Below are 13,423 nucleotides of genomic sequence, written 5' to 3'. Positions count from 1 at the left end.
CACCCGGTTTCATTCAACCGACAAGTCGCGAAAATGCTCTTCGAGAAATTCCACACACACCCGCAATTTGGCCGACTCGCTGAGCCGTGTCGGGTACACCGCCCAGACGTTGGCGCTCTGGGTGTAATCCTCCAGCACCTGCACCAGCCGCCCCTGTTCGAGCATCGGTTTGACGTCCCACATCGAGCGCAACAGAATGCCGCCGCCGCTCAAGGCCCACTCCATCACGATTTCTCCACTGTTGGAGGACAACGGCCCGCTGACCCGTACCGACTCTTCTTGCCCGTTGCGGGTCAGGTTCCAGATGCCGAATGAATTGTTGCGCTCCTTGAGCACCAGGCAATCGTGATCCTTCAGGTCCTCGAGCGATTGCGGCGTACCCCGGCGTTCGAGGTACTCAGGCGTGGCGCACAGCACTCGCCGATTGCTGACCAGTTTGCGCGCCAGATGCTGGCCCGGCAGGTCATCGCCGACGAGGATTTCCAGATCGAAGCCCTCGCCCACCAGATCGACCACGCGATCGAATACGTCCAGGCGAATGTCGAGCTTCGGGCACGTTCGGGACAGTTCACTGATCGCTGGCGCGACGTGATTGCGGCCGAACCCGAAGCTGCTGCAAATGTGCAGCGAACCCGCCGGCTGGTGCCGGGCCTGGGCAATCTCGCCGAGAAAGTCATCGAAATCACCCAGCAGTTTTTCCGCCCAGACCCGCACCCGCTCGCCATCGTCGGTCAGCGCAATGCGCCGGGTCGTGCGGTGCAGCAGCTTTGTCGAGAGCGTGGTTTCGAGCACCGCGATGCGTTTGCTGACGTAGGCCGGCGAATAACCCAACTCATCGGCGGCGCTGGCGAAGCTGTTCTTGCGGATGACGGTGAGGAAGACCTTGAGGTCTTCGGGCAAGGGAAATTGGTCACGATTCGTGTTCATAGGTCGAATTTTTCCACTTTTTATCTCGCAATCGGTGAAGGATAGCAGCGACCATGACCGTTCGGCGCTTTTTCTGGCAGCCCCGTACAAACGGGGCTAGGGTTGCGTGGCTGGCGATATGCTGGCCATTTGGCAAACATCTCTCGATGGGCGCCATCAGCCGCACTGGAAGAAAAATCAGGGATGGTTTTTGTGGTTGCGGGTTATTACGACCTATCCCTGTGTTTCGTTGCTTTCTATCAAGGACAGAAAGATGACCAACGTACAGGTGAGCTCCCCCCCTTTGCCGTTCCGGCAAACCTCATTATTGACGCCCGCCGCGAGGCCTGACGGTTTTGGCTGACGACGCCTGCGCGTGAGTCGAGACAAAGACCTCGAACCCGCGCGAATCAACTGACCCGCTCCACCGGATCCAGACGGATCAGGCGTTCACGTAGCCGGGAACCACTGTCGCCAGTCGTTCTTGCCGTTGGCTGTCGCCTGCCTGTCAGGGAAGGCTCCCCTCGCCTGAAGGGGACGTTTGGCAACCACCACGAGGAAACCCTCGATATGACTGGCTCAAAACACAACATGCCGCCTTACGGCGTCGCCATCCAGAGCGCTATCACGGGAGGCGATCTGCAACAGATGAAGACTTTGTTGAAACAGCGCGATTCGACGAAGCCGGAAGCGAAAGAGCTGCAAACCGCGTACGAAAAACTGGCCAAAGAAGTTTCCCGTCTGGAAAAACACTAAGGCCATTTCACACATTGCAATGGAGGCAATCACTATGTCAGCTACTCAGCAAAATGTCGGCTTGTTCCCGTTGAGTTACCGCATTGGTACGGGGCTGCCCGGCGCGCAAAGTCTGTTGCTCAACCTGTTAGTGTCCACGCCGCAGCATGAGGTCAGCGGCGGCGCCACCGTCACTCAAGCGACCAACCCGCCGCTCGATATCCACTCTGATGTGTGGGGCGAGTACACCTACCTGACCGTCATGAAGCCCGGCGTCAGCAAAATCCTGATAACCGCCGAAGGCAATCATGGCGGCCACGGCTCCAACTCCATCATCAACTTCAAGATTCGTCTGGTGGTCGGTACTGACTGGAAAGAAGGTATCGCCAATTACCAATACCTCAATGGCACGCACTGGGTCGAGGTCAACAACGTCCCTGTGCACCTGGCGGAAGTGCAGTCGAAGGTCTTCCCACCGTTTGAGCCAGGCCCGGTCATCATTCAGCATTACCCGCCGATTCTGCCCCTGTATGCCGCTCCTATCCAGAGCGCCATCGCCAGCGGCGACCTGGCCCAGATGAAGAATCTGGCGAAGCTGGCCAAGCAGCAACTGGACCAGCAACCGCAATTGCAGAGCGCACTGGAAGCCGCGAAGAAGGAAATCAGCCGGTTGCAGGCACGCTGAGCCGACCACTGAATCCATCATTCACTTTAGGGAGTAACACCATGTCGATCGGACTTTTCCATACCCGCCTCATCGCCAGCAATTCATTGCTCGGCGCGCCGGTTCTGACCCTCGACCTGCTGGTCAATACCGTCAGCAAAAAGGTCAGCGGAGTTGCCAGTGTCTTCCAAAGCACCTGGCCGCCGGTCAATTTCCGGGCGCGAGTCTGGGGCGACTACAGCGAGGCCAAACTGACCTCGGCGGTCGAGAATCACATCGTCCTCGTCCTCGACGGCAGCCCGAGCGGCCCGTACAGCCAGATCGCCGAGACTTTTCATCTCAAAGGCATCCTTGATGGCACCTGGGAGAGCGGATTTGTCGATTACAGCTACGACGGGCATCAAGTGAAACACGTTGCTGTGCATCAGGCGCCGACCATCGAGCCGCAACCGCACGAGCGTCACTTCCAGCCGCTGTATGCCGTGGCCGTGCAGCAAGCGCAAACCAGTGGCGATCTGGCGCAGCTGAAAACCGTGGTGCAGCAGGGTGAGCAGCAACTGGCCCACCAAGGCGCATTACGCAGTGCCCTTGAGCATCTGAACGCAGAAATCGCGCGTCTGGAAGCACGCTAAACCGCACGCCCCGGGCGAGGTCACTGCTGGCCTCGCCCGGTCTTGCGGCGAATCGAGATCAGTCCAATCGTGCCGCGCACAGGACCGTGCGCAAGGATCTCCCATGACAGACATCCGCCCTGCCCGCTACCTCAATGACACCGATCTCAAACGCTACGTGCCGGTGCACGTGGTCTGGGAAATCACCCTGGCCTGCGACCTCAAATGCCTGCATTGCGGCTCACGTGCGGGGCATCGACGCCCCGATGAACTGAACACCCGTGAATGCCTTGATGTGATCGATTCCCTCGCCGCACTCGGCACCCGCGAAATCACTTTGATCGGCGGCGAAGCCTATTTGCGCAAGGACTGGACGCAACTGATCCAGGCCATCCACGACCACGGCATGTACTGCGCGATCCAGACCGGCGGACGCAACCTGACACCGGCGAAGATGCAGGCGGCGGTTGATGCGGGCCTCAACGGGGTCGGGATTTCTCTGGATGGGCTCGCACCGTTGCACGACCAGGTGCGCAACGTCCCCGGCTCCTTCGACAAGGCGGTCGACACCCTGCGCCGGGCCAAGGCGTCCGGGCTGGCCGTCAGTGTAAACACCCAGATCGGTGCGGCTACGTTGCCTGATTTGCCGGAGCTGATGGACACGATCATTGAACTCGGCGCCACCCATTGGCAGATCCAGATCACCGTGGCCATGGGCAATGCGGTGGATCACCCGGAACTGTTGCTGCAACCCTACCAGTTGCTTGAAGTGATGCCGCTGCTCGCGCGGTTGTACCGCGAAGGTGTGGATCGCGGCCTGCTGATGAACGTCGGCAACAACATCGGCTATTACGGCCCTTACGAACATTTGTGGCGTGGCTTCGGTGACGAGCGCGTGCACTGGAGTGGCTGCGCAGCGGGTCAGACCGTACTGGCGCTCGAAGCCGACGGCACGGTGAAAGGCTGCCCGTCACTGGCGACCGTCGGTTTCTCCGGCGGCAACGTGCGCAACATGAGCCTGCACGATATCTGGCATTACAGCGAAGGCATCCACTTCGGTCGCCTGCGCTCGGTCGACGACCTGTGGGGCTACTGTCGCAGTTGCTATTACAACGATGTCTGCCGGGGTGGCTGCACCTGGACGTCGCACTCGCTGCTGGGCAAACCCGGCAACAACCCGTACTGCCATTACCGTACCCTGGAACTGCAAAAACGCGGACTGCGCGAGCGCATCGTCAAGATTGAAGACGCGGCGCAGCGTTCCTTCGCCGTCGGACGCTTTGACCTGATCACCGAACGCATCGACACCGGCGAGCACGTCAGCAGCGTCAGTGACAGCGGCCAGGTGATCAAACTCGCCTGGATCAATCAGGGCCAGAAATCCCCGGAGGAAGGACGCATCCCCGTGCAACTGGCGCTGTGCCGCAGCTGCCTGCAATACATCCACCCCCATGAATCGATCTGCCCGCATTGCCACGCCGACGTCGCCGCCGCCGAAGCCAGGCACCAGACGGACCGCGCCCGTCAGCAGGCGATCATGAACACGTTGACGGGTTTGCTGGGGGTGGCGCCGAGTACTTTGGTATGAAATCGGGTTCAAGCGCCCGCAGGATTCGGGCGCTTGGCCCCCTCAGGCGTCTTGAAAATCCGGCCGTTTCAACCGCTCCGGGAAATAAGTAGCTGTTTTCCATGAAATTTATTTGCTTCAGGGGTTCCCAGAACGCAAGAGCGCTGGTAAAGTGCCGCCCACTGTTGCAGAGGTCCTCTCGGGACTGAAACCAATAGCTACAGGGGCGTCGCCAAGCGGTAAGGCAGCAGGTTTTGATCCTGCCATGCGTTGGTTCGAATCCAGCCGCCCCTGCCATTTTTTCCTCGTTTCACCCTCCCCCGCTTCACCTCTGCCTCAACGGCAAATCATTTCCTTGTATTCAACGTAATCGCCGAACGCACCAGCGCTTTCAGTGCCTTTGCATCTATTTTGTCGTCCTCGTGAACATCAATCGCCCGCCGGGTATTGCCCTCCAGGCTGGCATTGAACAGTCCCGATGGATCCTCCAGCGCTGCGCCTTTGGCAAACGTCATTTTCACCACGGCCTTGTAGGTTTCCCCGGTGCAAATGATGCCGTTGTGTGACCAGACCGGAACGCCCCGCCACTTCCACTCCTCGACGACCTGCGGGTCGGCCTCGTGAATGATCGCGCGGATCTCGGCCAGTTTCTGGCCACGCCAGTCGTTCAGTTCCTGGATTCTTGCGTCGATCAGTGCAGAAGGCTGTTCAGCCGCCGAGTCGCTGCTGTCTTTCTTCATCCCCTTACTCTCCCGAAAAAACCTTATCCGCTCTCCAGCGTAGTGCCGACTGCGCCAAACGCCGGGCAAAAAAAAGCCCCGCAAAATGCGGGGCAAAGGAATTGGTTGGTTGCGGCCAACCAAAGGAGCATCGTCAAAAGCGTTAACCGTCAGGCGTTACAGGCACTCCTGGGCAGCCCGTTCAAAACTCGACGGTGTGAAACTTGAAGCCAGCAAGTGGCGTTCGTACAAAAACACCTTGCCGCCGTCCTGCGCCTTGTAGGCTTCCAGCACGTTGTCCGCCGACACTTTGCTCGGCACCACGATCCGGTAGCTGCGCTGGGTCTGCGAGACCGTCGGGTTCATTGCACCATGCTGCAACTTCGGCACAACGCATTCGGCGTACTGGGCGGGTGTCTTGTGGGTCTGCAAGGTCAGCGTCGGGTCGTTCGGTGCGGAGGCGCAAGCAGTCAGCAACAAAGTGGCAGACGCCATGGCAGGGATAAAAAAAGCACGCATGGATAAAATCCTGAAAATAAACGGTTCGGTTCTCAAGCAACGTTCAGCGTCACGGGCGCTGCCGTTGCGATTTTTGATTTGGGTGTTCAGCCAGCACTCACCAGGGCCTTGAGCGAGTCATCGAACTGCTTCAGGGCGCTGAATTGCAGATCCCGTTGCTGTTCAATCTGCGCCGCGATCTCGGGCACTGCCTTGTTGTGAACCCACACCGAAGGCATCTGCTTTTGCACTGCGCCTTCCGCCTTGCCGATGTATTGCAGGTTGGCGTCGTAGAAGCGTGCGGCGAACCGTGCTTCGACCTGGCTGTTGCGTTGCGTCAGCAAACGGTTGTGGGTGTCGAGCATCACCACCACATCCGGATGGGCTTGCACCAATGAATCGAGGTTGTCGTAGACGGTCACCGAGAGAAATTGCTGCTGCAGCGAACTCATCAACCAGTCGATGGCCAGTTCCGGATCGGAGCTGTTGACGAAGGCGTCGCGGATCCGCGCATCGAGCGCATCCTTGGCACCATTCACCGCCACGTCGTGATAACGCTCCAGGTATTGCTGGTTCTCCAGCGTGTTTTCGCTGTACAGCACACCCACGGTTTGCGAGTGCTGCAGTCCGCTGCTGGTGCCGGCGATGGGCAGAAAATGGCACGTACCGGCGTCGCTTGCGTAAGTCGGTGCGGTCACGGCCACCCCGCCCATCAGCAGGGCGACTACAGCCAGTCGGGTCAATGTCTTCATCGCGCAAATTCCTTCAGCAGCGTCTTCGATGGAGGCAATTTTCCGCCTGTCGGCCGCAAAGCAGAACTTGCGTTTCTTGATGGTCACTATTACTTGAACCAATAGTTGCGCAGCGTGCAGACTGCTGCACACTCGATCACAACGAAAACAAATGAGGATTATCCGTGCGAACCTTTGATTTGATCCGCGATGCCGTGCTGCCCGAATTCCGCGACCGGGTGGCCGAATACCTCGTCGAATACGAAACCGTGCTGGGCCAGTCCGCGGACGATTCGGAGTCGGTGCGGGCCGTCGCCAATCAATTGCGCGGCTATCTGCGCGGGCTCAATACCACGCGAGTGCTGGGCATGGCGGACTGGGAAGAACTGGACCGACGCGTGCTCGCCACCTGGCTCTAGCGATCGCCCGATGACCCGCTAGACTCTTCAGGCTGCGCCCGCAGCACCGGGCCGCCATGGCCCTGTCGCCAGACCTGGAGGTGTCCAATGAGCAATAACACCGAACCGACGACGTTTACCGGTTGGGCCGCCACATCGGCCGGCGCACCACTGGAGCGCTACAGTTACGATCCCGGTCCGCTCGGGGATGAAGAAGTCGAAGTCGCCGTGGAATATTGCGGCGTCTGTCACTCCGACCAGTCGCTGATCGACAACGACTGGGGCATCAGCCAGTACCCGTTCATTCCCGGTCACGAAGTGGTGGGTCGCATTGTGCGTGCAGGCCCGCAGGTACGCGGCCTCGAAGTCGGCCAGCGGGTCGGCATCGGCTGGTACAAGAGCAGCTGCATGCATTGCTCGTCCTGCATCGGCGGCTCTCATCACCTTTGCCCGACCGCCAAACCCACGATCATCGGCAGCCACGGCGGATTCGCCGATCGACTGCGCACCCACTGGGCCTGGGCGCTGAAACTCCCGGACAACATCGACCCTGCCCTCGCCGGCCCACTGTTCTGCGCAGGCTCCACGGTGTTCAACCCGCTGGTGGAATTTGACATCAAACCCACTGACCGAGTCGGTGTCGTCGGGATCGGCGGCCTCGGTCACCTGGCGCTGCGTTTCCTCAATGCCTGGGGTTGCGACGTCACGGCATTCACCTCGTCACTGAGCAAACAGGACGAAGCCAAGCGCCTCGGCGCCCACAAGGTCGTCGCCTCCACCGACAGCAATGCCTTGAAAGCGATTGCCGGTACTCTGGATTTCCTGCTGATCACCGCCAACGCCAACCTCGACTGGACGGCAATGCTCGCCACCCTGCGCGGCAAAGGCCGGCTGCACTTCGTCGGTATCGTGCCCGACGCAATTCCGGTGCACGTGTTCAATCTGATTCCCCAGCAAAAATCCTTGTCCGCCTCACCGGTGGGCTCGCCTGCCACGGCGGCGACCATGCTGGAGTTCTGCGCGCGGCATCAGATCCTGCCGCAGGTTGAGGAATTTCCGATGAGCCGGGTCAACGAAGCCATCGATCATTTGCGCAGTGGCAAGGCACGGTATCGGATTGTGTTGAACGCCAGCCAGTAAGAGACAGGCAGCAAACTTGCCCTCTCACCTGTTCCAGACCTGCTGACTGGAACAGGTGATCGCTGGCAGGCATCAGTAATGGCAAGGGGTAATGCTAATATGCCACCATTTTAATTCTCAGCAGATTCCGCATGGACGCCACGATTTATCATCTCAAACGTTTATCCCCGATTTTTCTGGTTGTCGCACTGTCCGGTTGCCAGTCGCTCTATGGCGTAGACACAACCCCCAAGCCGCCTCCGATTGCATTCGAGATCTTTGATGACGCCCTGAAGGGGCTCCCCACCCCCAACTCGATCGTGCGCGAGGCCGACATCGTCACTTATTTTGTGACATCTCCCGCGAACGGAAAGCTGAATTACATCGCGCGATTTGATGCGGACTGTCATCGACCGGATGCACAAATGGGCTACGCGACCAAATCCGGGCTCGTGGTACTCACGACTGAACGCCGGGGCGCCAGCGATCGTAGACAATTGCCAGACAAGCAAAAGAGCCAATACCTGCACAGCAATCAATTCAAAGACGCATGCGCCCAGACCGCAACACCACAATGGCGAGTGTTTTCGACAGCCGAAGATCAAGTCTGGCAAATGATCGACCAGGCCAACCTGAAAGCAGACGGTAATTCCGTGACGTTCTGGTCAGCCCGGGTGCTACCTGCCGAGATACGGACGCCAGGCTCGTCTTCCTTGTATTCACAGGTCCGGCAACGCTGGACAGCCGACTGCGTCTCGCAGCGACTGACTCCACTCAGCATGTTCCAGCTCAACAGATATGGCCAATTGCTGGGTGGGGAGTTGAAAACCACGCTCGAACCGGTTGACCTGAAAAATCTCGACGATGATCAGCGCCGGATCTTTCAGCAAGTCTGCACCAGGCCGCTGGCGCTGGATCAGCTCAGACTTTTCACCGGCCGTGAGCTGAAGCCCTTTGTGTTGCCGGAGCCCGAGCTGGCGCCAACCGTCAAGCAGGCCATCGAAGCCTTGAAGATGCCCGAGCCGGAAAAAAGCGTCGCTCGTCTGCGACAGTCAACGGTCATTACTTCCCAAGGCCAGCCAAGCGAGCCGCCACGCATGGGGCCGATGAATAAATTCCTTCCGGCCAGGGCGGGCAGCCAACTGACCGAACGTTCAGGCTTCGATCTGCATCAGTCGGTCGAATTGAGTTTTCGCGGATTGATCCCCCTCGCCAAATCCACGTTTGCTTATAAAAGACCTCTGGAAACAGAGGAAGAAGGCCTCACCGATCTCAAGTTCACCGGCGACTGGGCGACCATGCCGCTCGGCGCGCATCTGAGTTACACGATTCAAAGGCCTCACAAGTGGTACGAGGAGCCCAAGCCGCTGATCGAAAAACAGTTCAACTGCGACGTAAAGGAACAAAAGGCTGCCAACGAGATTTATCCGTCCTGGACCGGTACTGCCAAAATCATCGGTTGCACTGGCGCAAACGACATCATCGGTGACGGCACGATCACCTACGCGTATCTGCAGACTTACGGACTGTTTGTACCCCTTCACTTCTCCGGAAAAGGCTGGGAGAAAAAATGGTCCCTCAAGGTCTTTGAGTGATCGGTCCCGGCCTGAGCAGCCATTCGATGTTCAGGCCGGTGCCCAGCGCCGGTGCAGTCCTCGAGCCAGCGCATCAAGGGCAAATCCGAGTACACCGATCAACAGCACCATCGCCATCAATTCCGAGTACGCCAGCCGATCCCGTGTGTCGAGGATGAAGTAGCCCAGCCCTGCGCTGACACCGAGCATTTCGCACGGCACCAGCACGATCCACAGAATCCCGATCGACAGCCGAACCCCGGTCAACACGTGACCGAGCACGCCGGGCAGGATGACTTTGCGCAAGGTTTCCCAGCGCGTGGCACTGAGGCTGCGGCTCAATTGCAGCCAGCGTGGATCGAGCTGGCGTACCCCGGCGGCGGTGTTCAGCAGGATCGGCCAGATCGCGGCGAAGGTCAGCAGGAAATAGATCGGTTGATCGCCCACGCCCATCAGCATGACCACCACCGGCATCCACGACAGCGGCGAGATCATTCGCAAGAACTGAAAGGCAGGTGTGGTCGCCGATTCGAGATGCCGGTAGCTGCCGATCATCAGCCCCAGCGGCACGCCAATCAGCAAGGCCAGCAGCAAGCCGACCACGATCCGTTTCAGGCTGACCAGCACATGTTCGTAGAGCTCGGCCCGCCCTAATAACTCAACAAGGCTGGCCAGCGTCGCCTGCGGCGAAAACCGCGCCGCCAGACCATCGCCTCCACCGGCCAGATGCACCCCCAACCACCACAGCAGCAACAACCCCAGCAATCCTGCCGCGCCCAGCAACCCGTGGACGATGGGTGAACTCGACTTGCTCATCAGAGACTGAACTCCTCGCTGCGCTCAAAGCCTTCGGGCAAGCCGAACGCCTTCATCCCGCCGACCGCTGCAATGGCGTTGCGCACGAAGCGGTCGTCCACCAGATCCTTGGCTGTGTGCTGCGGGTCGAGGCTGGCGAGGAAGCCTTTGTCGCCCTCGATCAGCGTGTCCTTGAGGCGTTTGACCAGTTCTTCGGTGTAGCTGGGGAACGGGTACGGCTGGAAGTCGATGCGCTGCTCGTCCCAATGGCTGTGCTGGATTGCGCCGCTGACCAGGTATTGCTCGCGATCTGCGGCGGCCGGCGCCAGTACGCGGTTCAACACGGTCTGGGCATGGGGCGTGTAGCGGTTGTCGCCGTCCCTGGATAACAGCTTCGCGGCCTCGGCGCGGTTGTCGCGGGTCCAGAGTTGCGCCTTGACGATGGCGTTGACCACTTTCTGCGACCACTCGGGGCGGTTGTTCAGATCCTGCTCGTGCATGAACACCACGCAGCAGGCGTGATTGCGCCAGACGTCGCCGGTAAAACGCTGCACCCGCCCGACCTTGAGTTCTTCTGCCAACGCATTGAACGGCTCGGCAACGATGTAACCGGCGATGCGTTTGCCGGCCAGTGCCGGCGGCATGTCCGAGGGCGGCAATACCACCAGGTTGACCTCGTTGGCGGCCAGCGCGGCGCTTGCCGGTTTGCTCACCGGCAGCAGTCCGTGATCGCGAAACAACTGCTGCACCACCACGTTGTGGATCGAATACCAGAACGGAATCGCCACCGTTTGCCCGGCCAGTTGTTTGACCTCGGTGATGCCCGGGGCCACGGTCAGGCCGGAACCGCCGACATGGTTCCAGGCCACGACCTTGGCCGGCACCTTACTGCCGTAACGGGCCCAGACGGTCATTGGCGACAGCAGGTGAATCACGTTGACCTGCCCCGACAGGAACGCCTCGATCACCTGCGCCCAACTGCGTAACAGCACCGGGCGCTCGGCCTGGATGCCTTCGGCTTCGAACAGCCCGTTGTTGTGTGCCACCAGCAATGGCGTGGCGTCGGTGATCGGCAGGTAGCCTATGCGCACCGGCGCATTCGGCTCCGACGCAGCCCGGGCATTGAGGCTGTTGAGCAGCGGCAGAGCGCCGCCTGCGGTCAGTAAGGCGCTGAGTTTGAGGAAGTCACGACGTGTGTGAGTGAAGTCGTCCAGGCACATGATCAATCTCCGACGGTTCGGGCAAAGGTTGGGTAAGTGGATTGCGGCTCGCCCGCCGAAGGGTTTTGAGGATATCGATACGCAGCGCACCCAGTTCGTCCACCAGCTCGGCGCGGGGCTGAGGCAGGTCGACGCGCCATTCGCCGAGGATCCGCGCCGGGCTGTTACCCAGTAGCAAAATCCGCTCGGAAAGCAGCAGGGCTTCGTCAATGTCGTGAGTGATCAGCAGCGCTGCGGTGTTGTGTTCGGCGATCAGTTGCAGCAACAGCTGTTGCATGTCGGCGCGGGTGATTTCATCCAGCGCACCGAACGGTTCGTCGAGCAACAGGACTTGCGGCTGCCGCGCCAGGCACCGGGCCAGTGCGGTGCGCTGGGCCATGCCGCCGGACAACTGCGCCGGGTGAAACTGCCGGGCGTGTTCCAGGCCGACGGCAGCGATGGCGTGGTCGACCCGGGCCTTGCGTTGCTCGGCACTCAGGTGCGGTTGACGGGCGAAGTCGAGGCCGAACGCCACGTTCTTTTCCAGCGTCAGCCAGGGCAACAGGCTCGGATCCTGAAACGCCACCGCCACCCGTGGGTGGGGACCGCTCAGCGGTTCACCGAGCAGGCTGACGCTGCCGCGCTGCGCCGGTTGCAACCCCGCCAGCACCCGCAACAGACTGGATTTGCCGACGCCGCTGGGGCCGAGGATCGACACCACTTCACCCGGCTGCAACTGCAAGTCAAACGCCTCCAGCACCGTGTGCCAGCCTTCGGCGCGCGGATAGCCGAGACTGATGTCGCGGGCATGCAGCAACGGCTGAGTCATACCGCCGCCTCCCGTTTCTGCCGTTGCAGTTCGGCGCGCAATTGCACCAGGCTCGGCGTGACGATCGGCACAAACGCCGACTCGCGCCAGCGCCGGGCGAACCCGCTGCCATGTTCGGTCAGATAGGCTTTGCCGCCACTGGCCTGCAACTCCAGTTGCACCGCGCTGGCCGCCGATTCGGCAAGGGCGATGCGCAGCTGGAACAGCGCAGCGGGCCTTGCCAGGAAGCGGCCATCGAGCAGGCCCTGTTTGAGTTGTTCCACCGTGTGTTGCAACTGCTCGCGCTGTTCGTGCAGCGGCTCCAGCAGGATCGAGCGACCGTCCTGCAAATGGCTTTGCACTTCGCTCAATGCGCGCCGCGCCAGACCGATGGCCAGACCACATTGCAAGCCGAGGAACGCCGGGCGCACCGCCGGCAAAAACGCCCGCGCATCGTCATGCAGCAACCACTCGCGACCGACCTGCACCTGGGCAAAATCGATGGCCGCCGTGTTGCTCGACTGCAAGCCCATCAGTTGCAGATCCGCCGAACGCAACACACCAGTGGCCTCGCCGGGAATCGCCAGTACAAACGGTGAGCCGCCCTCCTCGTGCTCAATCGCAGCGGCGACGACGAAGCCGCTTTTGCGCAGATTGGTCACCCAATGCAACCGGCCTCCGAGGCTCCAGCCGTTGCCTTCGGTGCGAGCGCGCACTTGCAGGGCCTCGATGCCCGAGAGGAATTTCATCGCGTTCGACAGCCCGGTCGCGCCGGCCAGTTCGCCGCTGATCAACGAGGGCAACAGCCGCTCGCGCAGTGCCACGTTCGGGCTCTGCAGCAGGTATTCGATAAACGCCCGCTGGCCCCAGAACACGAAAGCCGCTGCCAGCGAATGACTGGCCACTTCGGCCAACACTTCCACGGCGTCGCTGATGTCGCCGCCGCTGCCGCCCAATGACGGACTGATACCAACCCGCAGGACATCGGCCGCCGCCAGTTGCGTCAGCACCTGCTGTGGGTCGCTGTCGCCCAGGTCCAGGGCCTGGGCGTGGTTGTCCAGCCATTGACTCAATGCCGGATCGAGCATGTCGTTTCTCT

15 protein-coding genes and 1 tRNA gene are annotated in these 13,423 nt (G+C 60.5%); 8 read left to right on the top strand and 8 right to left on the bottom strand.

Going from position 1 to position 13,423, the window contains the following annotated elements; genetic code table 11:
- Window positions 1-9: 9 nt before the first annotated feature.
- Window positions 10-927 (bottom strand): LysR substrate-binding domain-containing protein, encoded by a 918-nt coding sequence (locus AC1RME_RS03975; RefSeq protein ID WP_493064638.1) that lies wholly within the window; start codon window positions 925-927, stop codon window positions 10-12.
- 549 nt (window positions 928-1,476) lie between these two features.
- Between AC1RME_RS03975 and AC1RME_RS03970 the strand changes: the two genes are divergently transcribed.
- The 5 genes from AC1RME_RS03970 to AC1RME_RS03950 all read left to right on the top strand — a co-directional run bounded on the left by AC1RME_RS03970 (window position 1,477) and on the right by AC1RME_RS03950 (window position 4,780).
- Entirely contained in the window at window positions 1,477-1,662 is a 186-nt protein-coding gene (locus tag AC1RME_RS03970; protein WP_085708738.1) for a DUF1843 domain-containing protein, read from the top strand.
- 34 nt (window positions 1,663-1,696) lie between these two features.
- Window positions 1,697-2,326, top strand: a complete 630-nt coding sequence (locus AC1RME_RS03965) for a DUF1842 domain-containing protein (protein WP_096821648.1) — start codon at window positions 1,697-1,699, stop codon at window positions 2,324-2,326.
- A 41-nt stretch (window positions 2,327-2,367) separates the two neighbouring features.
- A complete protein-coding gene (locus AC1RME_RS03960) occupies window positions 2,368-2,937 on the top strand; it encodes a DUF1842 domain-containing protein (protein ID WP_096821647.1) in 570 nt (189 codons plus the stop codon).
- Between the two features lie 103 nt (window positions 2,938-3,040).
- Window positions 3,041-4,504: a GDL motif peptide-associated radical SAM/SPASM maturase gene (locus tag AC1RME_RS03955; RefSeq protein ID WP_192560644.1), complete on the top strand. Its 1,464-nt coding sequence runs from the start codon at window positions 3,041-3,043 to the stop codon at window positions 4,502-4,504.
- A 201-nt stretch (window positions 4,505-4,705) separates the two neighbouring features.
- Window positions 4,706-4,780: transfer RNA gene (locus AC1RME_RS03950), tRNA-Gln, on the top strand.
- A 50-nt stretch (window positions 4,781-4,830) separates the two neighbouring features.
- Here the strand turns inward: AC1RME_RS03950 and AC1RME_RS03945 are convergent.
- The 3 genes from AC1RME_RS03945 to AC1RME_RS03935 all read right to left on the bottom strand — a co-directional run bounded on the left by AC1RME_RS03945 (window position 4,831) and on the right by AC1RME_RS03935 (window position 6,452).
- Complete coding sequence (locus tag AC1RME_RS03945) at window positions 4,831-5,223, bottom strand: DUF1801 domain-containing protein (RefSeq protein WP_273540332.1); 393 nt, start codon at window positions 5,221-5,223, stop codon at window positions 4,831-4,833.
- A 156-nt stretch (window positions 5,224-5,379) separates the two neighbouring features.
- Complete coding sequence (locus AC1RME_RS03940) at window positions 5,380-5,721, bottom strand: hypothetical protein (protein ID WP_096821644.1); 342 nt, start codon at window positions 5,719-5,721, stop codon at window positions 5,380-5,382.
- Between the two features lie 86 nt (window positions 5,722-5,807).
- The gene (locus AC1RME_RS03935) at window positions 5,808-6,452 is read right to left on the bottom strand and encodes an ATPase (protein WP_493090527.1); all 645 of its coding nucleotides are present in this window, start codon (window positions 6,450-6,452) and stop codon (window positions 5,808-5,810) included.
- 164 nt (window positions 6,453-6,616) lie between these two features.
- On the opposite strand from AC1RME_RS03935, the gene AC1RME_RS03930 reads away from it, so the two are divergent.
- The 3 genes from AC1RME_RS03930 (at window position 6,617) to AC1RME_RS03920 (ending at window position 9,543) form a co-directional block, all read left to right on the top strand.
- Complete coding sequence (locus AC1RME_RS03930) at window positions 6,617-6,850, top strand: hypothetical protein (protein WP_192560641.1); 234 nt, start codon at window positions 6,617-6,619, stop codon at window positions 6,848-6,850.
- Window positions 6,851-6,937: 87 nt separating this feature from the next.
- On the top strand, window positions 6,938-7,969 hold the full coding sequence (ahr, locus tag AC1RME_RS03925) for an NADPH-dependent aldehyde reductase Ahr (protein ID WP_493090525.1): 1,032 nt from the start codon (window positions 6,938-6,940) through the stop codon (window positions 7,967-7,969).
- Window positions 7,970-8,100: 131 nt separating this feature from the next.
- A complete protein-coding gene (locus tag AC1RME_RS03920) occupies window positions 8,101-9,543 on the top strand; it encodes a hypothetical protein (RefSeq protein WP_493090523.1) in 1,443 nt (480 codons plus the stop codon).
- A 30-nt stretch (window positions 9,544-9,573) separates the two neighbouring features.
- On the opposite strand, the gene AC1RME_RS03915 is transcribed toward AC1RME_RS03920, so the two are convergent.
- The 4 genes from AC1RME_RS03915 to AC1RME_RS03900 are packed head-to-tail and all read right to left on the bottom strand — an operon-like array spanning window position 9,574 to window position 13,412.
- Complete coding sequence (locus AC1RME_RS03915) at window positions 9,574-10,338, bottom strand: ABC transporter permease (protein WP_102621680.1); 765 nt, start codon at window positions 10,336-10,338, stop codon at window positions 9,574-9,576.
- Window positions 10,338-11,537 carry an ABC transporter substrate-binding protein gene (locus tag AC1RME_RS03910; protein WP_493090521.1) on the bottom strand — a complete coding sequence of 400 codons (1,200 nt, stop codon included), beginning with the start codon at window positions 11,535-11,537 and terminating at the stop codon, window positions 10,338-10,340. The genes AC1RME_RS03915 and AC1RME_RS03910 overlap by 1 nt, the downstream gene beginning before the upstream one ends.
- Window positions 11,503-12,345 carry an ABC transporter ATP-binding protein gene (locus AC1RME_RS03905; protein WP_096821637.1) on the bottom strand — a complete coding sequence of 281 codons (843 nt, stop codon included), beginning with the start codon at window positions 12,343-12,345 and terminating at the stop codon, window positions 11,503-11,505. Before AC1RME_RS03905 ends, AC1RME_RS03910 begins: the two co-directional genes overlap by 35 nt.
- Window positions 12,342-13,412 (bottom strand): acyl-CoA dehydrogenase family protein, encoded by a 1,071-nt coding sequence (locus AC1RME_RS03900; RefSeq protein ID WP_493090518.1) that lies wholly within the window; start codon window positions 13,410-13,412, stop codon window positions 12,342-12,344. Before AC1RME_RS03900 ends, AC1RME_RS03905 begins: the two co-directional genes overlap by 4 nt.
- Window positions 13,413-13,423: the final 11 nt, after the last annotated feature.

This window comes from Pseudomonas sp. GW822-FHT03F08 (assembly GCF_058801265.1).
Note: the sequence above shows the minus strand (reverse complement) of the source record. Positions and strands in the feature narration are given on the sequence as shown.

What these genes read in the sequence shown, in the direction of transcription:
- AC1RME_RS03970 (WP_085708738.1), top strand. Translation starts at nt 1,477, where the DNA reads ATGACTGGCTCAAAACACAACATGCCGCCTTACGGCGTCGCCATCCAG.
- ahr (WP_493090525.1), top strand. Translation starts at nt 6,938, where the DNA reads ATGAGCAATAACACCGAACCGACGACGTTTACCGGTTGGGCCGCCACA.
- AC1RME_RS03900 (WP_493090518.1), bottom strand. Translation starts at nt 13,412, where the DNA reads ATGCTCGATCCGGCATTGAGTCAATGGCTGGACAACCACGCCCAGGCC.
- AC1RME_RS03915 (WP_102621680.1), bottom strand. Translation starts at nt 10,338, where the DNA reads ATGAGCAAGTCGAGTTCACCCATCGTCCACGGGTTGCTGGGCGCGGCA.
- AC1RME_RS03965 (WP_096821648.1), top strand. Translation starts at nt 1,697, where the DNA reads ATGTCAGCTACTCAGCAAAATGTCGGCTTGTTCCCGTTGAGTTACCGC.
- AC1RME_RS03910 (WP_493090521.1), bottom strand. Translation starts at nt 11,537, where the DNA reads ATGTGCCTGGACGACTTCACTCACACACGTCGTGACTTCCTCAAACTC.
- AC1RME_RS03905 (WP_096821637.1), bottom strand. Translation starts at nt 12,345, where the DNA reads ATGACTCAGCCGTTGCTGCATGCCCGCGACATCAGTCTCGGCTATCCG.
- AC1RME_RS03940 (WP_096821644.1), bottom strand. Translation starts at nt 5,721, where the DNA reads ATGCGTGCTTTTTTTATCCCTGCCATGGCGTCTGCCACTTTGTTGCTG.
- AC1RME_RS03960 (WP_096821647.1), top strand. Translation starts at nt 2,368, where the DNA reads ATGTCGATCGGACTTTTCCATACCCGCCTCATCGCCAGCAATTCATTG.
- AC1RME_RS03955 (WP_192560644.1), top strand. Translation starts at nt 3,041, where the DNA reads ATGACAGACATCCGCCCTGCCCGCTACCTCAATGACACCGATCTCAAA.
- AC1RME_RS03975 (WP_493064638.1), bottom strand. Translation starts at nt 927, where the DNA reads ATGAACACGAATCGTGACCAATTTCCCTTGCCCGAAGACCTCAAGGTC.
- AC1RME_RS03945 (WP_273540332.1), bottom strand. Translation starts at nt 5,223, where the DNA reads ATGAAGAAAGACAGCAGCGACTCGGCGGCTGAACAGCCTTCTGCACTG.
- AC1RME_RS03935 (WP_493090527.1), bottom strand. Translation starts at nt 6,452, where the DNA reads ATGAAGACATTGACCCGACTGGCTGTAGTCGCCCTGCTGATGGGCGGG.
- AC1RME_RS03920 (WP_493090523.1), top strand. Translation starts at nt 8,101, where the DNA reads ATGGACGCCACGATTTATCATCTCAAACGTTTATCCCCGATTTTTCTG.